The sequence below is a fragment of the Bradyrhizobium sp. CCGUVB14 genome (assembly GCF_024199935.1).
Lineage (GTDB): Bacteria > Pseudomonadota > Alphaproteobacteria > Rhizobiales > Xanthobacteraceae > Bradyrhizobium.
On sequence record NZ_JANADS010000001.1, the window covers coordinates 1788610 to 1809384 of the forward strand.

The 20775-nt window shown below is 59.7% G+C and carries 17 protein-coding genes and 5 pseudogenes; 11 read left to right on the forward strand and 11 right to left on the reverse strand.

Annotated features, from left to right (window positions below; all coding sequences use genetic code 11):
* The first annotated feature begins 93 nt into the window (after positions 1–93).
* Both NLM32_RS08345 and NLM32_RS08350 read left to right on the forward strand, forming a co-directional pair.
* Positions 94–1668: an IS66 family transposase gene (locus NLM32_RS08345; protein WP_254128657.1), complete on the forward strand. Its 1575-nt coding sequence runs from the start codon at positions 94–96 to the stop codon at positions 1666–1668.
* A pseudogene (locus tag NLM32_RS08350) lies at positions 1652–2494 on the forward strand (IS110 family transposase); the annotation flags it as partial. The gene NLM32_RS08345 and the pseudogene NLM32_RS08350, both read left to right, overlap by 17 nt.
* Before the next feature lie 329 nt (positions 2495–2823).
* On the opposite strand, the pseudogene NLM32_RS08355 reads toward NLM32_RS08350, so the two are convergent.
* Positions 2824–3222 (reverse strand): annotated as a pseudogene (locus tag NLM32_RS08355) (transposase); the annotation flags it as partial.
* Positions 3223–3358: 136 nt separating this feature from the next.
* On the opposite strand from NLM32_RS08355, the gene NLM32_RS46285 reads away from it, so the two are divergent.
* Entirely contained in the window at positions 3359–3502 is a 144-nt protein-coding gene (locus NLM32_RS46285; RefSeq protein WP_254128658.1) for a group II intron maturase-specific domain-containing protein, read from the forward strand.
* Between the two features lie 93 nt (positions 3503–3595).
* Here the strand turns inward: NLM32_RS46285 and NLM32_RS08365 are convergent, their stop codons facing one another.
* From NLM32_RS08365 to tnpB, 3 genes are all read right to left on the reverse strand, one after another.
* Positions 3596–4768, reverse strand: coding sequence for an IS66 family transposase (locus tag NLM32_RS08365; RefSeq protein WP_254128659.1), 1173 nt, complete (start codon positions 4766–4768; stop codon positions 3596–3598).
* Entirely contained in the window at positions 4765–5166 is a 402-nt protein-coding gene (locus tag NLM32_RS08370) for a transposase (RefSeq protein ID WP_254128660.1), read from the reverse strand. Before NLM32_RS08370 ends, NLM32_RS08365 begins: the two co-directional genes overlap by 4 nt.
* A gap of 68 nt (positions 5167–5234) precedes the next feature.
* Positions 5235–5588 (reverse strand): IS66 family insertion sequence element accessory protein TnpB, encoded by a 354-nt coding sequence (gene tnpB, locus NLM32_RS08375; protein ID WP_254128661.1) that lies wholly within the window; start codon positions 5586–5588, stop codon positions 5235–5237.
* Between the two features lie 614 nt (positions 5589–6202).
* On the opposite strand from tnpB, the pseudogene NLM32_RS08380 reads away from it, so the two are divergent.
* The 4 genes and pseudogenes from NLM32_RS08380 to tnpA form a co-directional block, all read left to right on the forward strand.
* Positions 6203–6307, forward strand: a pseudogene (locus NLM32_RS08380) (hypothetical protein); the annotation flags it as partial.
* Between the two features lie 53 nt (positions 6308–6360).
* A complete protein-coding gene (locus NLM32_RS08385; protein ID WP_254128662.1) occupies positions 6361–7251 on the forward strand; it encodes a transposase DNA-binding-containing protein in 891 nt (296 codons plus the stop codon).
* Positions 7223–7636: a hypothetical protein gene (locus NLM32_RS08390; protein ID WP_254128663.1), complete on the forward strand. Its 414-nt coding sequence runs from the start codon at positions 7223–7225 to the stop codon at positions 7634–7636. The genes NLM32_RS08385 and NLM32_RS08390 overlap by 29 nt, the downstream gene beginning before the upstream one ends.
* Positions 7637–7876: 240 nt before the next feature.
* A complete protein-coding gene (tnpA, locus tag NLM32_RS08395; RefSeq protein WP_254135253.1) occupies positions 7877–8341 on the forward strand; it encodes an IS200/IS605 family transposase in 465 nt (154 codons plus the stop codon).
* A 90-nt stretch (positions 8342–8431) separates the two neighbouring features.
* Here the strand turns inward: tnpA and NLM32_RS08400 are convergent, their stop codons facing one another.
* On the reverse strand, positions 8432–8668 hold the full coding sequence (locus NLM32_RS08400) for a hypothetical protein (RefSeq protein WP_254128664.1): 237 nt from the start codon (positions 8666–8668) through the stop codon (positions 8432–8434).
* Positions 8669–9681: 1013 nt separating this feature from the next.
* Between NLM32_RS08400 and NLM32_RS08410 the strand changes: the two are divergent.
* A pseudogene (locus NLM32_RS08410) lies at positions 9682–10080 on the forward strand (transposase); the annotation flags it as partial.
* Positions 10081–10409: 329 nt separating this feature from the next.
* Here the strand turns inward: NLM32_RS08410 and NLM32_RS08415 are convergent.
* Positions 10410–11045 (reverse strand): annotated as a pseudogene (locus NLM32_RS08415) (transposase); the annotation flags it as partial.
* On the opposite strand from NLM32_RS08415, the gene NLM32_RS08420 reads away from it, so the two are divergent.
* On the forward strand, positions 11013–11891 hold the full coding sequence (locus tag NLM32_RS08420; protein WP_254128665.1) for a transposase: 879 nt from the start codon (positions 11013–11015) through the stop codon (positions 11889–11891). The pseudogene NLM32_RS08415 and the gene NLM32_RS08420 sit on opposite strands and share 33 nt — an antisense overlap.
* 56 nt (positions 11892–11947) lie before the next feature.
* Here the strand turns inward: NLM32_RS08420 and NLM32_RS08425 are convergent, their stop codons facing one another.
* Both NLM32_RS08425 and NLM32_RS08430 read right to left on the reverse strand, forming a co-directional pair.
* On the reverse strand, positions 11948–13384 hold the full coding sequence (locus tag NLM32_RS08425) for an IS701 family transposase (protein ID WP_254128466.1): 1437 nt from the start codon (positions 13382–13384) through the stop codon (positions 11948–11950).
* A 359-nt stretch (positions 13385–13743) separates the two neighbouring features.
* Positions 13744–14544: a hypothetical protein gene (locus tag NLM32_RS08430; RefSeq protein ID WP_254128666.1), complete on the reverse strand. Its 801-nt coding sequence runs from the start codon at positions 14542–14544 to the stop codon at positions 13744–13746.
* 262 nt (positions 14545–14806) lie between these two features.
* Here NLM32_RS08430 and NLM32_RS08435 point away from each other — a divergent pair, with 262 nt between their 5' ends.
* Complete coding sequence (locus tag NLM32_RS08435; RefSeq protein WP_254127840.1) at positions 14807–16033, forward strand: ISL3 family transposase; 1227 nt, start codon at positions 14807–14809, stop codon at positions 16031–16033.
* Between the two features lie 12 nt (positions 16034–16045).
* On the opposite strand, the gene NLM32_RS08440 is transcribed toward NLM32_RS08435, so the two are convergent.
* Together NLM32_RS08440 and NLM32_RS08445 are read right to left on the reverse strand one after the other, a co-directional pair.
* Positions 16046–16672: a transposase gene (locus tag NLM32_RS08440; RefSeq protein WP_254128667.1), complete on the reverse strand. Its 627-nt coding sequence runs from the start codon at positions 16670–16672 to the stop codon at positions 16046–16048.
* Positions 16673–16675: 3 nt separating this feature from the next.
* Positions 16676–17026 (reverse strand): DUF6788 family protein, encoded by a 351-nt coding sequence (locus tag NLM32_RS08445; RefSeq protein WP_254128668.1) that lies wholly within the window; start codon positions 17024–17026, stop codon positions 16676–16678.
* A 569-nt stretch (positions 17027–17595) separates the two neighbouring features.
* Here NLM32_RS08445 and NLM32_RS08450 point away from each other — a divergent pair.
* On the forward strand, positions 17596–19533 hold the full coding sequence (locus NLM32_RS08450) for an aconitase family protein (RefSeq protein WP_254128669.1): 1938 nt from the start codon (positions 17596–17598) through the stop codon (positions 19531–19533).
* 278 nt (positions 19534–19811) lie between these two features.
* On the opposite strand, the gene NLM32_RS08455 is transcribed toward NLM32_RS08450, so the two are convergent.
* Positions 19812–20738, reverse strand: coding sequence for a LysR family transcriptional regulator (locus NLM32_RS08455; protein ID WP_254128670.1), 927 nt, complete (start codon positions 20736–20738; stop codon positions 19812–19814).
* Positions 20739–20775: the final 37 nt, after the last annotated feature.

Below are 20775 nucleotides of genomic sequence, written 5' to 3' on the forward strand. Positions count from 1 at the left end.
CGGCATGGCCGTTCTCAGATGACGCCGCCGAAGACATGACGAAGACATGGGAGCCCGGTTGACGCGGCGGCATGACTTCGATTCAAGACTACGATGAGTCGCAAGCCCACGACGCACGAACTGGAAGCCTTGATCGCGGCGCTGAAGGCCGAGAACGAGAAGCTCGCGCAGCGCGTGAGGCACCTTGAGGAGCAGTTGCGGCTGGAGCGGCTGCATCGCTACGCGCCACGCAGCGAGAAGCTCAAGGATCGCATCTTCAACGAAGCCGAACAGGCTTCCGCCGAAGAAGGCGCGGAACAGGACGATCTCGAACCGGCGGTCGTGCCGGATACGGGGCGGCCGGAGGGTGAGACGCCCGCGCCGAAGAAGCGCGGCCGCAAGCCTCTGCCGGCGGATCTGCCGCGCCAGCGTATCGAACATGATCTGCCCGAGGACCGGAAGGCCTGCCCGTGCTGCCGGAATCGGATGCACCGGATGGGCGAGAACGTCACCGAACAACTGCATATCGAGGTGAAGGCGACAGTGCTGCAGCACGTGCGGTTCAAGTACGCGTGCCGTCACTGCGAGCGCACTGCGCTGAACACCCCGATCGTGATCGCACCGATGCCGGCGCAGCCATTGCCGGGCAGCGTCGCCACGGCTTCGACGCTGGCGCTCGTGCTGGCCAACAAATACGTCGACGGCACGCCGCTGTATCGTCTGGCGGACGCGCTGGCACGCGCCAACGTCAGCGTCGGCCGCGGCGCCCTGGCCAATTGGGTGATCCGGTCGAGCGAATTGCACCTGCAACGCGTGTATGATGCGCTGAAGCAAACGCTCCGGTCGCAGCCTCTGATCCATGGCGACGAGACGTGGGTCAAGGTCCTCAAGGAGGACGGGCGGGATGCGCAGACCAAATCGTACATGTGGGTCTACCGCAGTGGCCAGGACAGCGCCCAGCCAGTCGTGTTGTTCGATTACCAGCCCGGTCGCGGCCAGGAGCATCCACAGGCCTTCCTGGCCAGTTGGGGCGGCCTGTTGATGAGCGACGGCTATGACGCCTGGCGCACGCTCTCCGGTGTCACTCATCTTGGCTGCATGGCGCACGCGCGCAGGAAATTTACCGACGCGCTCAAGGCGATGAAGAAGCCCGGCGGCCTCTCGTTGCAGGCACTCAGGTTCTTCGAGGCATTGTATGAGGTCGAGAGGCTGGCGCGCCAGACGCCGCCCGACGGCAAAACGCGCGCCGAATACGCCTTGCGGCTGCGCCAGCAGCACAGCGTCCCGGTCCTGGCTGCGTTCAAAAATTGGCTCGACGATCAGGCGCCGAACGTGCTGCCCGAAAGCCTGACCGGCAAGGCCATCGCCTATGCCCGCAACCAATGGGATTATCTGGCCCGCTACGCCAATGATGGCCTTGCGCCGATCGACAACAATGTTCTCGAACGCGACATCAGACCCTTTGTGACCGGAAGAAAAAACTGGTTGTTCAGCGACACCGTCGCCGGCGCAAAGGCCAGCGCGGTGATCTACAGCCTGGTGCTGACATGCCGGGCCTGTGACGTTGAGCCCTACGCCTGGCTATGTCACGTGCTCGCTGAACTGCCGCAGCGTCCGCCCGACGCCGACATCGAAGACCTGTTGCCATTCAACTTTGCCAAGCACGCAGAGACCGTCAACCCTGGCTGATCGCCTTAAAGCCAACAGGGACACTCCACCAATCAAAATCCCCGCCCTGCGCAGACGAGGAGATGATGCTGCACCGTGCGTCAAAAAGCGCGCTTACCGAGAACTGGTACGTGCCCGGGAAGCCGCGATGGAGGATCTGCGGCGGGCCCGTCAACGCTTGCAGTCCTTCCTGCTCCGTCACGGCCGGGTCTTCACCGGCCGTCAAGCGTGGACCAAGGCGCATACACGATGGCTGTGCGAGCAACGCTTCGAGCATCCGGCGCAGTATCTCGTGCTGGCCGAGTATCGCCAAGCGATCGAGGCCGCCGAGATCCGTCTCAAGCGTCTGGACGACCAGGTTGCCGAGGCGGTGAGTTCATGGTCCATGGCTCCAGTGATCGCCGCCTACCAAGCGCTACGCGGCGTCGCCTTCCTGACCGCGGTCACCTTCGTCACCGAAATCGGCGACGTGCGCCGCTTCGACAGCCCGCGCCAACTGATGGCGTATCTTGGCCTGGTGCCCTGCGAAAACTCCACGGGAGAACGCATCCGGCGGGGCAGCATCACCAAAGCTGGTAATGGCCGGGCGCGCCGCGTGCTCATTGAGGGCGCCTGGACCTACCGCTTCCCCGCCCGGATGAGCCGCCTACTGCAGGAGCGGCAGGCCGGCCTGACGAAAGCGGTGTGCGACATCGCCTGGAAAGCCCAAGTCAGACTCTGCGCTCGCTATCGCAAGCTGATGGCACGCGGCAAACGCCAGGCAGTCGTCACCGTGGCCATCGCCCGGGAAATGGCCGCCTTCCTTTGGGCAATCGGCCAAGAGGTGGAGCCGCACGGCGTAACCTGATCGCTTGCTGAATTAGCTACGCTTCCTTCCACCTCAACACAGGAGAACTCTCAGGAACGACATCATTGTTGCGCATCGCTGGAGGCAGGGCCCCGGTTGGGGAACTCTCGCACCAATTGTGTGGCCGACATTGTCGATGCCCGCTGGCAGATCGAGACAGCCCCGGACGAACAAACGGAAATGCGGTATCCAACCCGCGTATCAGAGTCTACAAACCGTCGTCTCAGCGGCTCTGCCTCCTGCGCTGCGTAACAATCATCCAATTGACAACTCCGGCACAAACGGAGGTCGCACCCTCATGCCGATAACCCTGGACAACGAACATCAGAGTTGGCCGTCTTTCCGAGCGACGAAGCATATTGGGGTGCCACGCCAACCGAGTGAGATCCCTTCTTGGGCAACGCCGTGTCATCGATGACAAGAAACCCCGCCTCATCACCAACCAGGCCATCTGCCTTCTTCAGCAAGGCGGCCTCAAGCGAGGCACTGTCCCAAACTCCGGCGGTGACGAAATGATGCAGCTGGTCGTAGCTGACTTCGCCGGCGCGCGTCGCCATCGGCTGAATGCTCTTGCGGTCTCCTGGACCAATCAGCCCGGCGATATAGGCCGGACACATCCGCGCTCTGGTCTTGTGTCGTAGCGCCGCGAGAAACGGCGCAAGCCAGCGATCGAGATCAGCCTGCCAGTTTACGTCCATTGATCGGCCCTCCATGAGCCGACCTCCCATGAGTCACAGAAAAACTGATTTGGGAATCCCGCGCCGCTAAAAATCTGCCAAGGTAGTGTTAGGCTACACGATCGGGCGGTTCTACGGAAAGGATGGACAAGCCTTCATCGGCACGCGTCCGTCCAAGAAGGCGGTCATGAGATTGCTCCGACGAATCCACGAACGCACGACGCCGCAGTGGTACCCAGACACACCGGAGAACACTGTCGTCGTCATCAGTCGCTTTCTTCGTGGCTGGTGCGGCTACTTCGACCAAAGGTCCTGTCATGAAGACCTATGACTTCATCAGGCAATACGTCGATCGGCGTCTGCGGCACTGGTTGATACAACGAGCAGGAAAACGTGGCAGGGGCTTCAAAGAGTATCCGCAGGATTACCTGCACGATACCCTCAAACTCTTCCGCATCCCGGCTCGCCGTAACGACCGATCGAGCGCGAAGGCCTGATGAGACAAGTGAAAGCCGGGTGCGGTAAATCCGCATGCCCGGTTTGACGAGCGGCGACTGGAAACGGAACTATGGCGCGAACTGCGACACCGGCAACTGGCGAAAGCAGCCGGACCAGTAAAGCCTCGCGACCTACGGTCACCGCGCCAGTCGTCGACTCTACCGAGCTCGAGGCGTCCGTGTTCGAGGAAGCGGGTCAGCCCCCGCCAGTGATTCAGCGCATAGCGGATGTCATCAGCGAGTGTCGAGCCGCTGGAGATCATCGAGAGCTGCTTCTCGAACCACATTTTCAAAGCGGCGACGAGAGCCAACGAATGCTCCTTCCGCGCGGCGAGCCGGATGTCCCGCGATGCACCGCGCACCATGGCTTCGATGGCGTAAAGCTGTGCGATGTGCCGAACGGCGGCCTCGGCGATCGGCGATTTGCTGTTGCGGGCCAATTTGACGAAGCGCCGGCGCAAGTGGCTCCAGCAATGCACGAGCGTCCAAGGCCCTTGCAGTCGAGCGACTTCGGTCAGCCGATCATAACCGTCATAGGCATCGCATTGCAGGAAGCGTCCGCGAAAGCCGTCCAAGAACTGCTCAGCGAAGGCACCGCTGCGACTGGGGGCATATCGGAACAGCACGATCGGCGGACTTGGGCCGCTGTGGCCGCGGTCATCGGACACGATCGCCCAGAAGTAGCCTTTCTTCGTTTGGCCGCGCCCGGGATCGAGCACCGGCGCCATGGTTTCATCCATGAACAGCCGATCCGCCGCTGCCAGATGGCGCCGCATGTGGTCCGCGATGGGTTGAAGATGGAAGCAGGCGCGACCGGACCAGTTGCCCAGTGTCGCCCGATCAAGCCGGATGCCCCGGCGCGCATAGATCTCGGACTGGCGGTAAAACGGCGTATGGTCGCCAAACTTGGAGACGATCACGTGCGCAATGGCCGCTTCGGTCGGCAGTCCGCCAGGCACGACATGCTCCGGCGCGTGCGCCTGCACGACAGGGCCGGAGCAGCGGCGGCAGATGTATTTCGGGCGGCGTTTGACCAGCACGCGCCATTGTGCCGGGATCACGTCAAGGCGCTTGCTGACGTCCTCGCCGATCTTCGTCATGGCGCCGCAACCGCACGGACAGAGCGTGCTCGCAGGCTCGATGATCCGCTCCACCGCGGCAGACGGGCAGGCAAGCAGCCTCGATTGCGATGACGGTCCTGATCTGATCCAGCACGCGATCGGCCCCTGATGACCGCCGCAGCCTTCTCCTGTGCCGCGTCCAAGACACCTTGCGCGATCTCCACGTCGTCGAGCGGCAAATGGTATTGATCTGGCCGCAGCTTCTCGGACTTCGCGCCGAACTTCTCTCGGCGTAGTTCGCCGAGAATGACCTCCAACCGGCGCCGCGCTTCTTCCGACGTGGCTAGCGCCGCTTGATGTTCGCTCAATGCCGCCTGCGTTTGCGCTAAAAGCGCCTTCAGGCGTTCATTCTCGTCGCGAAGCGTCGCGGTGCTCATGCGCCATGTCGAGCACATCTGCGCCGCCGGCGCCATGCCAAACGCGGCACAGAGTCATTCTGCCGCACTTATCCAGCGACCTGTGGACGCCGCGCTTCCTCCGGCCGCACCAATCGCCAATCCAGGCCCTCAAACAGCGCGGCAAACATCGCCGGCGATATCCGCATCACGCCGTTCGCAAGCTTTGGCCATACGAACTTGCAGCCCTTAAGGCGCTTGTGCATCAGCACTAAGCCCGTTCGATCCCACACCAAAATCTTGATCCGGTCCGCTCGTTTCGACCGGAACACAAAGGCTGCACCGCTGAACGGATCGAGATCAAACATCTGCTGCACCTTCGCAGCAAGCCCATCGTGCCCACAGCGGAAGTCGACGGGCCGCGTCGCGATGTAAATCTTCAGCTCGGCGCCGGGAACAATCATCGTGACGCTCGCACCGCACGGATCAACCGAGACAGCTGCTCCCCATCTATCGCCGCGTCCGTCCGCACGACGATGTCGCCAATCGCAATCTCGAGCTTGACCGACGGAACATGACGCTTCTCAAACGGCCCCTCCACAACCAGCGGCGCGAACGGCGGTTCCGGAGCCTCGCTCGACGGCAATTCACCGCGCTGTCGGAAGCGTCGTCGCCAATCGTAAATTTGCCAGCGCGTCGCCCATGCTTGCGCGCCACCTCCGCCACTTGAGCGCCGGGCAGCAGACTTTCGGCGACGATCCGAGCCCGCTCGGCCTCTGAACGCACGCGACGCCCGGACGGTCCCTCAAGCACCTCAAGCCGGCTGACTGCTCCAGCCCCTAGTGATGAGCTGTCCAAATGGACGTCATTTTTGCCGTCCAATCCCACCCCAAACCTCCGTTCAATCCGGAGGCTTCTTCGACATCTAATCTAACGTCGAACCGAGGGTGCCCGCTTACTTTCAATTACCCACATTTGACATCGGATTTGAACGACGCGCCGCGGACGAAATTCTTGAATCGGTAGAATCTGTTGTAATTCGTTGTTGAGCACCTGATTCGGAGGCATGGGGTGCTGGATGGGCTTGGTGTTGAAGGAACGCGCGGAGGCGCGTCCTCAGGGATTGACGACCGGTATCGAGACGTGGGTTGATCGGGAAGCTGCGGGATGCGAGTTTAAGGATGAGCGGCTTGGCCGCCGGTTCTGCAAATTGCTTGCACACAAATCGGAAGTGACATGGGTCAAAGCATCCCGCTGGCTTGTCAGGACTGGGCCAACACGAAGGCCGCCTATCGCTTCTTCTCCAACGAACGGGTCAACGAGGCGGATATTCTTTGCGGTCATTTCGAGGCGACGCGCGGGCGCGTAACGGCGACGGAGGGACCGATCCTCGTCTTCCATGACACGACGGAATTCAGCTTCAAGCGCGAGAAGCCGGATCTGATTGGCTTTACGGGCAAGACGGCAGGGCGCACGCAGTGCGGCATCCTGATGCATTCGAGCCTCGCCATGACGACCGAGGGGCTTCCGCTCGGACTGGCGGCAATCAAGTTCTGGACACGCAAGAAGTTCAAGGGGACGACGGCGCTGAAGCGAAAGATCAATCCGACACGTGTTCCGATCGAGCAGAAGGAGAGCATCCGCTGGCTGGAGAATTTGCGACAGTCGACCGACCTTCTCGATGCCCCTGGACGATGCGTTCATATTGGTGATCGCGAGAGCGACATCTATAAGCTGTTTTGCCTGGCCGAGGAGGTTAGAACGCATTTCCTGCTGCGAATCTGTGTTGATCGGCTTGCCGGGGACGGCAATCATACAATTGCCGACGAAATGGACGAGGTTACGGTCAAAGGCCTACATCGGATCAAAGTCAAGGACGACAAAGGTGATCTGGACGAAGCGTTTCTCGAAATTCGCTTCCGCAAGCCTCGAATTCTGCCGCCGATCGGCAAGCAGACGAAATATCCCGCACTCGCTCTGACCGTGATCCATGTTCAAGAGCGCCGAAGCGGCGAAAGAAGATCGAGTGGAAGCTCCTCACCGATCTCCCGGTCCAATCGCGCAAGGACGCGGCATCGAGAAGATCGAATGGTACGCGTTGAGGTGGAAGATCGAAGTCTTCCATAAGATTCTCAAATCGGGCTGCAAGGCGGAGGGCTCGAAATTGCGAACCGCTGAGCGTCTGGTCAATCTGATCGCGGTTTTCTGCATTGTGAGTTGGCGCATCTTCTGGATGACGATGCTCAATCGTTCCTCGCCGAATACCCTACCGCAGATGGCGCTGACAGATTCCGAACTCAGGCTTCTTGATCATTTGGTGAAAGACAAGGGTGGCGATCGCCCTCGACGAAGTACGCTCTCGCACTATGTCGTCAAGATCGCGCGGCTCGGAGGATACTTGGCCCGAGCCAACGATCCGCCTCCAGAAAATACCGTCATCTGGCGCGGACTATCGCGGCTGACCGACATCAAGCTGGGAGCCGCGATCGAGGCAAAGATTATGGGTAATTGAAAGGCCCGCTTAGCGCTTACGGTTGAACCGGCGCGGTTCTTGCTGCTACTGAAGGTCCCGCAGCCAATCTGTTGCTCTGGTAAGGGCCTGGTCGTCCACTCTCGTTGGACTGTGAGCAAAGCTAACCAAACCTGCTAAGCCCCCGCCTATGGCGGGGCGAAAACAGGAAGTTTTACAGCTGCGGGAATGAAGTCATGAAGTCTCCTTGGGGAACCGCCAAGAACCCTCAAGGAGACCATGATGGAAGCAGAGTTCAATCATCTTAATCACGCGACGTGGGAGTGCAAATACCACGTCGCGTTCACGCCGAAGTACCGCAAGAAGCTGCTGTTCGGCAAGATAAAGCGGCATTTGGGTCAGGTGTTTCACGATCTGGCGCGACGCAAGGAGTGCCGGATCGAGGAAGGCCATTTAATGCCGGATCACGTCCATATTTTGATCTCGATACCGCCCAAATATTCGGTGGCGCAGATCATCGGATACATGAAAGGGAAGAGTTCGATATGGATCGCGCAGAATGTCGAGCGTAAGATGCGGAATTTCCTGGGCCACAAATTCTGGGCGCGCGGATACTTTGTCACGACCGTTGGTCGGGACGAGGAGGTGATCCGGGCTTACATCAAGAATCAAGAAATTGCCGATCGGCAACTGGAGCAATTTGAGCTGAAGATTTCAGCCGCTCCAAAATCCAATCAATCGTCCTAACATCCCTTAAAACCGCCTTTGGCGGTTCCCAATCAAACCTCCAGCTTTGCTGAAGGTTATTGGCTAACCCCTCACAATCGCGCCGATCTATCAGAGCCTGCGCCGGACTGTCGGAAAAACGAGTTCGATCTCGCAAGACATCTCGAAGATAGTTTCTGGATGTTTGCCATTCTCGCAGAGTGCGTACTTGAGCGCTTGAGCGCGACTCGCAAATAGGCCGCCAAAAGTGCCATTTTGTTCGCGGACGACCCAGTCTCCTGAACGATTCTGGCCAACAAAGACCGTCGACCCGGTAGAACCTTCGGAAGGATATTCGATAAGCTTCATGACCATAGTCCATGAGCCTGCTGCTTAATCAACTGAGAAGCCCGCACCATTTCATGAAAGCCGCCTCGCTGCACAAGATGAGTAGGACGATCACTGCGAGTTTTCGTGACGCGAGAGAATCACTGTCACGCATCTATCGTCAATCTCGATCGCAAGATCTACAGCAAACACCCACCGACTGCTGCTACCAATTCTAGGGAAGACAGATCGCCTTCGCCGTCGCTGGGAACGCGGAAGCGTACCCTGCCGCATCAAGGCGTCTTTGATGCTTCCCCAACAGATTCGAGAAGAATGAATGATCTGAGGCCCGCGAACTGGATCATTTTGGCTAGAACGTTTCGCATCGATTTCCGCCCGGCTGGGAGAAAAAGAACGATGAAAGCCTCGAAGTTTTCGGACAGCCAGTAGACCCTTTATTATCAAGCAAGGCGCTAACGACGCGACGGTTGCTGAGATGTGCCGAAAGGCTGGAATATGCTAGGCGACTTATTTCAACTCGAAAGAGAAGCATGACCGGATGCTGCCGTCGGAGATGAGGCAGAAGCAGCTCGACGGTACGCATCCGGCGTAAGCCGCAGGCTACTGGGATCGTTGTCGTTGCCAGCGCGTGAGAATAAAGCGCCAGGTATTTTCGCCGCAAGAAACAAAGGCGCTCGCGGGGGCTAACGAGGTTATGGACGTAGTCCGATTGGCATTTCAAGCCGTGCTCCGACCTCCCCAATGGCTGTTTTGCGCTCTCTGAGCGTGCATACCGTCAGCCTGCCGACAATCTCAGCTTGGCCCGCCGCTTGCTTTGTCCGCGTCGTCACCATCGATCGCATCTAGCGGGTAGTTGGAATTTGAGAGGTGGCGAGCAGAAAAATATTCCGAGAAGACTTGCGGTCAGGAGACGACTCCGTAGGTCGAACAAAGAGCTTCCTTCTTGAAAGCTCCATGTGGGGTTCAGGCAGACTAGCACTACCTTGGCAGATTTTGAGCGGCGCGGGATTCCCAAATCAGTTTTTCTGTGACTCATGGGAGGTCGGCTCATGGAGGGCCGATCCATGGACGTAAACTGGCAGGCTGATCTCGATCGCTGGCTTGGGCCGTTTCTTGCGGCACTACGGCACAAGACGAGGGCACGGATGTGTCCAGCCTATATCGCCGGGCTGATTGGTCCAGGAGACCGCAAGAGCATTCAGCCGATGGCGACGCGCGCCGGCGAAGTCAGCTACGATCAGCTGCATCATTTCGTCACCGCCGGAGTTTGGGACAGTGCCTCGCTTGAAGCCGCCTTGCTGAAGAAGGCAGATGGCCTGGTTGGTGATGAGGCCGGGTTTCTTGTCATCGATGACACGGCGTTGCCCAAGAAGGGATCTCACTCGGTTGGCGTGGCACCCCAATATGCCTCGTCGCTCGGAAAGACTGCTAACTCTGATGTTCGTTGTCCAGGGTTATCGGCATGAGGGCGCGACCTCCGTTTGTGCCGGAGTTGTCAATTGGATGATTGTTACGCAGCGCAGGAGGCAGAGCCGCTGAGACGACGGTTTGTAGACTCTGATACGCGGGTTGGATACCGCATTTCCGTTTGTTCGTCCGGGGCTGTCTCGATCTGCCAGCGGGCATCGACAATGTCGGCCACACAATTCGTGCGAGAGTTCCCCAACCGGGGCCCTGCCTCCAGCGATGCGCAACAATGATGTCGCTCCTGAGAGTTCTCCTGTGTTGAGGTGGAAGGAAGCGTAGCTAATTCAGCAAGCGATCAGGTTGCGCCGTGCGGCTCCACCTCTTGGCCGATTGCCCAAAGGAAGGCGGCCATTTCCCGGGCGATGGCCACGGTGACGACTGCCTGGCGTTTGCCGCGTGCCATCAGCTTGCGATAGCGAGCGCAGAGTCTGACTTGGGCTTTCCAGGCGATGTCGCACACCGCTTTCGTCAGGCCGGCCTGCCGCTCCTGCAGTAGGCGGCTCATCCGGGCGGGGAAGCGGTAGGTCCAGGCGCCCTCAATGAGCACGCGGCGCGCCCGGCCATTACCAGCTTTGGTGATGCTGCCGCGCCGGATGCGTTCTCCCGTGGAGTTTTCGCAGGGCACCAGGCCAAGATACGCCATCAGTTGGCGCGGGCTGTCGAAGCGGCGCACGTCGCCGATTTCGGTGACGAAGGTGACCGCGGTCAGGAAGGCGACGCCGCGTAGCGCTTGGTAGGCGGCGATCACTGGAGCCATGGACCATGAACTCACCGCCTCGGCAACCTGGTCGTCCAGACGCTTGAGACGGATCTCGGCGGCCTCGATCGCTTGGCGATACTCGGCCAGCACGAGATACTGCGCCGGATGCTCGAAGCGTTGCTCGCACAGCCATCGTGTATGCGCCTTGGTCCACGCTTGACGGCCGGTGAAGCCGAACTGCAGGCCGAGGTCGATCGCTGGCTGGCCGCCGCCGAGGCCGCGGATGCCGAAGACGACAAGCTGCACGGCACCAAACGTGGCGACGAACTGCCCGACTGGGTCGCCGACAAGCAGAAGCGGATCGCCAGGATCGCTGCGGCCGAGGCTGAGCTGGAGGCGGAGGCCAAGGCCGCGGCCGACGAGGAGCGTCGCATCGAGGCCGAGAAGCAGAAAAGCCGCGAGGCTGAGGGTCGCAAGAAGACCGGCAAGCCCGCCGCGCCGCCATCCGACGAGCCTGCCGCAAAGGCACAGCGCAACTTCACCGATCCTGAAAGCCGCATTCTCAAAACCAAGGACGGCTTCATCCAGGGTTATAACGCGCAGGCGGCCGTCGATGGCAAAGCGCAGATCATCGTTGCACACGGGCTGACGCCGAGCACGAGCGACCATGGCCAACTGGTGCCGCTGGTCGATGGCATCGAAGCCAATCTCGGCCACAAGCCACAACAAGCTTCCGCCGACAGCGGCTATCTGAGCGAGGCCAATCTTGCGAGCCTCGAGCAGCGCGGGATCGACGGCTACATCGCCACCGGACGCGCCAAGCGCCCCACCGCCGACAACGGCAAGGTCGGCGGACCGCTGACACAGGCGATGAGAAAAAAGATTGCCGATGGCGGCTTCGACACCCCCTACCGGCTAAGAAAGCAGATCGTGGAGGCGGTGTTCGGACAGATCAAGCAGGCACGCGGCTTCCGCCAGTTCCTGTTGCGGGGCCTGGCCAACGTGCGTGCCGAATGGGCGATGATCTGCACCGCCCACAACCTCGTGAAGCTCGCTAACCTCGCAAGGGCCGCATGAGCGGGTTTCGTGTCGAAATGCGCCAACCAGAAAGCTATCTGGACGGGCTCCTAGTCCTACTGCGTCACAAACGGTGGTCGGTGGAGTGGGCGAACTTGATCGCACAACAAGGACATCTCAACAACGTTCGGACCAGCCCTTGTTCGAGCCGCCGTCGCATCGTCGTGATCGAATCTGGAATGTGGCGTTGGGTTCGCAGTGGCAGATCCGCGGGGTCTGTAATCTGCGGGAACGCGAGCGAGCGGGATCGGCCGGGCGCACCGAGCGCCTGAGGGGGGAATCGTCTCCCGCTCGGAGATCAGGAATCCGAAGGCTGCAATGCACATCGTTGCGTGATGATGAAAGCCGCGCCAGCCGCGTCCCTCGAAGTGGCCAAGCCCGACTTCCTGCTTGAGATCCTGATAGTCGCGTTCGATGCGCCAGCGCAATTTAGCCGTCTCTACGAGAGTCCGGAATGCCACATCCTCCGGCAATGTCGAGAGCCAGTATTTGGTAGGCTGGTCCTCGCCTTTCGGCCATTCGATCAGCAACCATTCCTCCAACCGCTGGGTGGTTTGGCAATAATCACGGTGCGCGGCACGGACCCGGACGCGGGCAAAGCGCGAGCTCAGCTTTTCGTTCGTTCCTTGCCGCCATGTGATGGTGCGCCAAGCTTTGGCCGGCAGGCCGATCGCGAGCGCCTTGACGGCGGCCGGTTGATGCTGACGGTTGCGGCGCATCAGTTTCGGGGGACGACCGCGGCCCGACCATGGCTTCGGCGGCAAGGGACCGGTGCCGGGCGCCCATACCGTTGTGCTCGACAGAAGACCCGCCACATAGGTCAATCCCAGCGCCGTGATCTCCGTGCGCAGATCGCTGTTGTTGCCATAGCCCGCGTCCATCAGCACGACACCGCGCGGAAGTTCGCTCGCACAGGCCCACCGCAACTGCTCCAGCGCGATCTCAGGCTTGGTCCGGAAGCCGACTTCGGCAGGAATGCCCACCTTGCGCCGCCGATCGCAATCCTCAGTCCATTCCTTCGGAAGATAAAGGCGATAGGCGACAGGCAGGCTGGCGTGGTGGTTGGCAATCGACAGTGACACCGCCACCTGGCAATTATCCTGCTTGCCGAGCTGCCCGCAATATTGCCGTGCAACTCCAACCGAGTGTCGCCCCTGCTTGGGAAATCCGGTGTCATCGATGATCCAAGCTTCGATCGGGCCCTGGCGTTCAATCGCCGGCAGGACCATCTCGCGTACCTTGCCCAGCACCTTCTCATCCGACCAGGCGCCGCTGCCGACGAAATGCAGCAGCGATTGATGCTGGGCGGCCGTCCGTTCCGGGGCCGTCACCGCCGCCATCGGCTCCACGCTCTTGCGACCGCCACAGGCCATCAGACCGACGCAATAGTCGCGCAGTGGCGCCTTCCGATCCGCATGACCGATGACGCTGGCAAGCCCTTCCAAATACGCCGCAAATCGCATTTCGCTGGTCTTGGTGCCACGCCCGTTCATGTCGGCCTCGTCGGTTGATGGTCGATGCCTCAACCATCGCTGATTCTGGCCGGCCAAAGCCTGCGGTTTTGTGACTCAGTCAGACTAGAAAGGCTGCCTTGAATCAAAACTCGATTCCTCTGTCAAAACCTTCAACACGGCCTAGTCTAGTTTCTGTCGCGAAACACCTTCATTTGGACTTAGGCGCGCCATTTCCCCAATAAAACCCGGGTGAACTGACGTTGGATGCGGGCATTTACCGGGCATTTAGACGCTGATTTTCGTCGCGATTTCACCAAGCGCCACAGGGACGACGGCGGTTGCAAGATAGTACGGCGGGATATCGTGCCGCGACAAACGATGTGACTTGAAGGATATCGTTAGGCGGCTTTTCGTCTGCGCGATGATCGTTCCGCCACCAGGGCTGCGATCTTCATGAGGTTGTTGGCGAGCACGGCGGCTGCAACCCATAGCTCAAAGCGCTCGCGACCTTCGGCGAGACAGCGCTTCATGCCGCGACCGCGGAACAACACCGAGATGCGCCCCTCGATGCCCGCACGAAAGCGCTGGCCGTCCTTGAACTCCCGGCTCTTCTCATAGGCTTCGCGCTCGGGCGACTTGGTGCCGCCCCGCTGTGGGATGCACACCACCTTGACGCCTTGCTGCTTGCACGACATCACGTTCTTATCGCTGAAGAAGCCGCGATCCGATCCATATAATTTGGGGACGTCGCCGAAGGTCTGCCTGTGGCGTACCAGCGAGATAACCACATGCTGTTCGTCGATGGGATTTCCGTCCAACACTTCATACTGCGTGATCAAGCCGCGTGCGCTTTCGGCGAGGAAGACCTTGTGGCCGAACTCGATCGGCGACTGCACCTTACCGCGCTTGATGAGGTCCGTGTGGGGCTCAAAAATCGAATAGAGCTTCTCGACCGTTGGGACCTGCTCGCCGTTGAGCACACGGCGGCGCGACTGATCCGTCACACGAGCTCCCAGAGCACAAAAGTGCTCAAGCTCCTTGCGCGTCTCCGCGATCGCCAGATCGGTGATCATATCTTTGCCGCGTGCTTTGCCGGTCCGCCGGAGCGCCATTCGTGCACTTTCGATGACCTCCTCGGCGATGCCGATGAGCTCACGGTATGTCCCGGTCTGATGATCCTGGCGCTGCCTTGAGGTCATCCTTTGAATCTCTGCCTCTTTTGAAAACCGAGTGGGTGCAGTGACGGCTTTGGCCGCTTGACGACGAGCGCCGCGTTCATCCCTATGTTCGACGGGATGAGAGACCATCCCTCCGTCCCGACCTGCCTTGCCCGGTGCAAGGGGGCGTTCGGCGGTCAAGGATGGCCGCAGGCCACCGCACCGCGGCGCGAAGCGTCCTTGAGGGCCGACCGCCCCCTTGCGATGCTGGGTGCAGGTGGGGCTCTGGGAGGCGTGTGGGACGGTGCAAAATCAGCTCTTCGAATCGGCGCTTGGGATTACCAAGCCGTGGTACGTTCGGGGCGTCGACTTCGACGCTGCCAAGAAGGTTCTGACGATCACTGTCGATTTCGTCGCCGGGACGCGATTTGCGGTCGCCGGTGTCGCGGGCGTCCACCCGGTTCATGACACCCAGATCAAGCGGCTGCGACATCTCAACTTCTTCCAGCACGAATGCTTCCTGGAGGTTCGGACGCCGCGGGTGAAGCTGCCCGATGGGAAGGTCGTCCTGGCCGAGCCCGCTTGGTTCGGCAAGCTCGCCGGCTTCACCCTGCTGTTCGAAGCGCTGGTGCTGGCCATGGCCCAGCAGATGACCTTTGCGGCCGTCGCCAAGCTGGTCGACGAATCCTGGCATCGGGTCCACGCGATCTGCTCGCGCTATGTCAATCTCGCCTTGGCCGAGGCGGACCTTTCGGCAGTGACCGCCGTGGCGATCGACGAGACGTCCTGCCGGCGCGGCCACAATTATCTGACCATCACCGCCGACACCGATGAGCGGAAGGTAGTGTTCGTCACCGAGGGCAAGGACGCCAAGACGGTGGCCGATTTCGCCGCCGATCTGGCCGCCCACAAAGGTACCGCCGAGCAGGTCCGTTTGGTCAGCATCGACATGTCGCCGGCCTTCATCAAGGGCGTCGCAGATCATCTGCCCAACGCCCGCATCACCTTCGACAAGTTCCATGTCGTCGCCCACGCTTCCACTGCCGTCGACAAGATGCGGCGCCTCGAACAGCGCACAGATCCAAGCCTCAAAGGGCTGCGCTGGACGTTGCTCAAGGACCGCGGCCGGCTGTCGGACGAAAGTCGCGCCGATCTCGACACCTTGATTGCTCAGGCCGCGACCAAACGCACGGCGCGTGCCTGGCTCTATCGCGAGCATCTGCGCGACATCCTCGATCGCAAGCAGATCAACGTCGTCTCCGCCATGCTCAAACAGTGGTGCACCAACGTCCTGCGCTCCAGGGTCGAGCCGATGAAGGAGGTCGCCAGAATGATCCGCAAGCACTTCGACGGCATCGTCGCCTGGACGCAAACCCGCCAGACCAACGGCTACATCGAAGCCCTCAACGGCCTATTCCAGGCGGCTAAACGCAAGGCCCGCGGCTACACCCGTTTCACAACGATGCGCACCGTCCTCTTCCTCATCGCCGGAAAACTCGACTTCACTCCGATCAACCCCCATGCCGCGTAGCCCACTCAAAGTTCAAAAGAGCCGAATCTCTTGCATCCGGCGCCGCGCCGACCGCGTCCGATTCCGGAACCCCTTGATACGCCGGCGCCCCAGCGCTGCGGCAAGGCGACCGATCAGGCGCGTGACAACACGAACGACATCCCACAACAGCGTATTGTCGGTCGGATGATGAATGTCAGTCTGCACCACCGTGGTGTCGACGCGCAGCTTTTGGCCGTCCTCCAGTCCGAGCTCGACGGCCGCCTGCACCACCAGATCATTGATCGCCTTGAGCCTCTCGGGCGTGAGCCGATTGAAGCCGCGGTGGAACGCATCGTGTCGCGGCACCGGCAGACAATAGAAGTCCGTGAACTGGCGTAGTGTGCATCCGTCGGCAATCCGCTCACGTAATTCGCGATAGTTCCAGTTCTTGACGCGCATCAGAACCAGCGAGCGCAGCACCTGTTGCGGCGTCAGGCCGCTGCGACCCGTCTCGGCCTTCTTCAAGCCCCGCGTCAGATCGCAGCGGACTTGGTCGATCAGGTCCTTCTGGTCGTCAAGAAAATCGGAAATGGCCTGCAGCAACGGCTCCAGCCGCAGGCCCTGACGCACCAGCTCCCAATCAGCAAAACTGACCTGCCGCTCCGCTGTCCGAGACACCGCTCAATCCTCGTCGCTCTCCGCAGCTCCGGCGTGGGCTCGCTTCAGCGCCTTCACGTATCGCGGCGCCGCTTGGTGCAGCAGATCCTGCAGCGCGCGCCCGTTGTCCAGGCTGCACTGGACCTCCGGCACAAGCTCTTCCGGCACGTAGACGGCAACACGGCGCCCATTTGCCCGACCGTACAGGACATAGCTTTGATGCTGTTCGCCAGACCGGCACGCCGCGCAATTCTCGCGGATGCACCGGCTCCGCCGCAGGCTCAGCGAACCGAGAAGCGCAGGCCAAAGATTTGCCGATTCACTCCGCAGCCAGTGCGCGACATCAGAAGGCGATTCCGAATCAACATGCTTCATATGAAGTATGTGATACCGTGCACATGTGCGTCGCAAGAAAAAACGTACTCGAAAATCGCGCGATACCCCGTATTTTAAAGGGCGAAATGTGTTTCGCGACAGAAACTAGTCTAGCTAGGCCGCTCGTTCAGCATTTGGTGCGGGAGGAAATCGTAGGCAGATCAGTTCCTGGAGATTCCTTGGTCTACGCCTAGTCCTGATTGATGTATCCCTTACCATTTATGCGCATCTTTGCCTCCTCGGCGGCCCGCGCAACGACACATTCTGAATGCGCCGACGAATTATAGGGTCGGTACTTTGTGGTCAAGGATCGGGACTGTGATAATGGCGAGCTTCTGCTTAACGGCTGCGGACTTGCAGACCATTGCCTAAACGCGAGGCGATAGCTAGCAGCACACGCCGTCCCATTTCATGCTTCTACGTGAAGTTCCCAAACCTTTCTGTAGAACGCCTGGCATCGTGAGATGGGCAAGCCGCATTTACGGTGCGGTCTCGTAATCGTCTCTCGAGAATAGGGGCTTCGTCATTTTCGAGGCGCCGATTTTCGTGCCTACTGATAAGCTTCGTCAATGAGCCGCTCGCATAAACCCGCAGACAACCTCGTCCGTATCAACGGCCGCGTACTCTTCCTAGCAGAGGATCCCGCGCTTGTTCTCGCGCAGCTAGAGGGAACATCGTTGAGTATAACCAGTGCCGGCAAATTGCGGGACAATATCTCAACCGATGAGATTACGCCCGTTACTGTGATGTTTTCCTATGACGAGAAGCTCGGACAATATCCCTACGTCGGCTTCGAAACGCGAGGCGAGCGGCCGATCGGCGTTGACGCCATACGCTGTGGAGGCTTTGCTGTAACGGTCGCTGGCAAGCGTTACGGAAAAGGCTCGTCGCGGGAATCGAGCCCCCTAGCTGAGCTTCACGCAGGCATACGTTTGATCATCGCCGAGAGCTTCGAGCAAATCTACCAGAAAAACTGCGACAACCTCGGCATTCTCACAAGCACAAACTACTCGCTCATCGGCAACATAGAGGCGGGCAACCCGATTCCGATTGAGGAGTTTCTTCGAGGCCGCGATGAACTGACCTGCCGCATAATCCGGGCGGGTGGATTATTGCCCTACGCACGGTCGCACGCCTGGCCCCCACCTGATGTTCAACAGGGGAACACGGTTGCACCGAGAACACTTGTCGAAAAGATCCTTGAGCGGCACCTCCACCCGCAAACATGTCATCGTGAACCTGGCACCGGAGTTTTCGTGAGTGCCGACTGGCGATTTAGCCACGACTACTTTACCGGAATGGCCGCACACTTCATGCACAGAGCCTTTGGTGAGCCGGCGGCTCTGTTTCAGCCCGATCGCGTTGTCGCGTTTCACGATCATTTGGTTTTCGCGCATCAAAGTACGCCCCACCAGCTAGGCGATTTGCTTGACGGTGTGGCCGAGCTCGAAGAGGGCCATCATCGGTTTACGAGGCTATACGCCGTTCGATCCCATGAAGCTTTGCAGGATGGCATGGGGTCAGAGGGGATTTCTCACGCGATTATGGCGGAGCGCTATGCGCTCCCCGGAGAGATCGTCGTCGGGACAGATTCCCATACCCCGCATTCCGGTGCCTTGGGATGTCTCGCTTTTGGCGTCGGAGCAACCGAGATGGCCAATAGCTGGGTTACCGGCTATGTGAGGTGCAAAGTTCCCGAAACCCTGCGCATTGAGATCGATGGCTTGCTTCCTTATGCCGTAACCGCAAAGGATATTGCGCTTCATCTGCTGCAGCGACCTGATATGCGCGCCGGAATGGGTATCGGTTGCGTCTTCGAGTACGGTGGTTCCACGGTTCGATCGATGGCAGTGGACGAGCGCGCGACACTCACGAACATGGTCGCTGAGCTTGGAGGCTTCACGGGCATAGTCGCGCCGGACGAACAGACGGTAGCTTTCCTGCGAGACCGCCGCGAAATCGAATTCCGTATCGAGCCATGGATGACCAGCGACGCTAATGCACGCTATCGCACAAGGATTAGGGTTGAAGCAGAGGCGCTGTCTCCGATGATCGCTGGCCCGGGCGATCCTGGTAACGGAATTTCGATTACACAATTGACAGCGCCAGTCAAAATCCACATTGCGTATGGTGGATCTTGCACAGGGGGAAAGCGAAGCGACTTCGATGCCTATCACGAAGTACTTCGATGGGGTCTCGAGCACGGCGTACGCGTTGCGGCCGACACTACACTGTTCTTGCAGTTCGGTACGGTCGACGTCTATCAATACTGCGCGGATCGCGGTTTCCTCGAGACCTTTCGGCAAGCTGGCGCCGTCCTACTCATGCCTGGATGCGGTGCATGCGCCAATTGCGGGCCAGGCCAATCAGTAAAAGCGGGCCAGGTGACCATTAGTGCCATTAACCGCAACTATCCGGGTCGATCAGGACCGGGGCAAGTCTGGCTGGCGAGCCCATACACAGTTGCAGCGAGCGCCCTTCAAGGAAGGATCGTTCAATTCCAATAACGAGAGCGCCAGCCACTAATCAAACCATCGAACGGTTGCTGCTCGATCTTCAACAGCAGATCCAACGACACCCGACGCGCCGGATCAAAGCGCTCGTATGTTTGATCTCGTCGATTTCCAGTCGGTGGCTAGAGCTTGTCGGCCTCAATAGCCAACAGTCTTTCTGCGGCAAACCGAGAAACCAGCGCATGCGTCGATGGATGCCTCCGAAGAAGCCGCGCCCCTGACCTTTCATCAACTTTCGCTTATGCCAGGATAGCCATGCCGGGACAGCAGTGCTACTTATCTGCCGATCGAAGATGGTGGACCAGTTGCCTGCTAGCGAGCGGCAACCCAGCGAAGTCTCTTGACACAAGATTCAGACTGCGTATAGCCCAAGGCTCTCGAAGCTCGACACATACAAGGTCGCCCACACTCCGCTCAAGTTTGAACGCTCGACGAGGCATGATCCCGACGCCTAAGCCGTTTTCAATCATTCGGCACATTGCTTGTGGGCTAGTTACCCGAATGCGACTCTGAACGTGCCGGTTTGCAGCGGCTGCGGCATCGCGCATGGCAAGCACAATCGAGCTGTTCTTATGCAAGCTGACGTGGTCGAAGTCCAAGGTCGCGCCGAAAGAAACCGTACATTGCTGCGCAAGCGCGTGTTTTCGCGGCACCACCAAGACGAGTTCATCCGTTCGATAGGGGACTGTTTCCAAGCGCGGGGATGCTGGAATTATACTCGAGCTGCAAATGCCGAGGTCCGTGTCGCCCTCGGCGACGGCTCTAACAATGTGAACGCTGAGATGTTCCTCTACGTCGATCTTCACTTTTGGCTGCAAATTGAGGAAGGTGCCGAGATCGTTCGGAAGATACTGATTAATTGCCGATAGGTTGGCCTGCATTCTGACATGCCCTCGAACACCGTCGCCGTACTCACCAAGATCGATCTGCATATTTCGGATTTTTAGCAGAATTGTCCGTACGTGACGGAGGAGTGCCTCACCAGCGGGCGTAACGTTTACGCCTCTTGTGTGACGATAGAGCAACTGCGCGCCGATGAATGCCTCCAGGTCAGTAAGCCTCTTACTGATCGCGGAGACCGCCAGCGACTCCCGGTCTGCCGCCCGACCAATAGACCCCAACTCGCAAACTGTTGCGAACAACTGAAGCGAACGGACATCGATGCGCCGCGCGAATGATCGGCTTGACAAGCGTACCATGCAAGCAATCGAAAGCTTGATATCGGCCTAACTTAGG

Bases quoted from the DNA above. Each gene is read 5' to 3' on its own strand.
- NLM32_RS08345 (WP_254128657.1), top strand. From the start codon at position 94: ATGAGTCGCAAGCCCACGACGCACGAACTGGAAGCCTTGATCGCGGCG.
- NLM32_RS46285 (WP_254128658.1), top strand. From the start codon at position 3,359: ATGAGATTGCTCCGACGAATCCACGAACGCACGACGCCGCAGTGGTAC.
- NLM32_RS08365 (WP_254128659.1), bottom strand. From the start codon at position 4,768: ATGACGAAGATCGGCGAGGACGTCAGCAAGCGCCTTGACGTGATCCCG.
- NLM32_RS08370 (WP_254128660.1), bottom strand. From the start codon at position 5,166: ATGAGCACCGCGACGCTTCGCGACGAGAATGAACGCCTGAAGGCGCTT.
- tnpB (WP_254128661.1), bottom strand. From the start codon at position 5,588: ATGATTGTTCCCGGCGCCGAGCTGAAGATTTACATCGCGACGCGGCCC.
- NLM32_RS08385 (WP_254128662.1), top strand. From the start codon at position 6,361: ATGGGTCAAAGCATCCCGCTGGCTTGTCAGGACTGGGCCAACACGAAG.
- tnpA (WP_254135253.1), top strand. From the start codon at position 7,877: ATGGAAGCAGAGTTCAATCATCTTAATCACGCGACGTGGGAGTGCAAA.
- NLM32_RS08400 (WP_254128664.1), bottom strand. From the start codon at position 8,668: ATGAAGCTTATCGAATATCCTTCCGAAGGTTCTACCGGGTCGACGGTC.
- NLM32_RS08420 (WP_254128665.1), top strand. From the start codon at position 11,013: ATGCGCCTTGGTCCACGCTTGACGGCCGGTGAAGCCGAACTGCAGGCC.
- NLM32_RS08425 (WP_254128466.1), bottom strand. From the start codon at position 13,384: ATGAACGGGCGTGGCACCAAGACCAGCGAAATGCGATTTGCGGCGTAT.
- NLM32_RS08430 (WP_254128666.1), bottom strand. From the start codon at position 14,544: ATGACCTCAAGGCAGCGCCAGGATCATCAGACCGGGACATACCGTGAG.
- NLM32_RS08445 (WP_254128668.1), bottom strand. From the start codon at position 17,026: ATGAAGCATGTTGATTCGGAATCGCCTTCTGATGTCGCGCACTGGCTG.
- NLM32_RS08450 (WP_254128669.1), top strand. From the start codon at position 17,596: ATGAGCCGCTCGCATAAACCCGCAGACAACCTCGTCCGTATCAACGGC.
- NLM32_RS08455 (WP_254128670.1), bottom strand. From the start codon at position 20,738: ATGGTACGCTTGTCAAGCCGATCATTCGCGCGGCGCATCGATGTCCGT.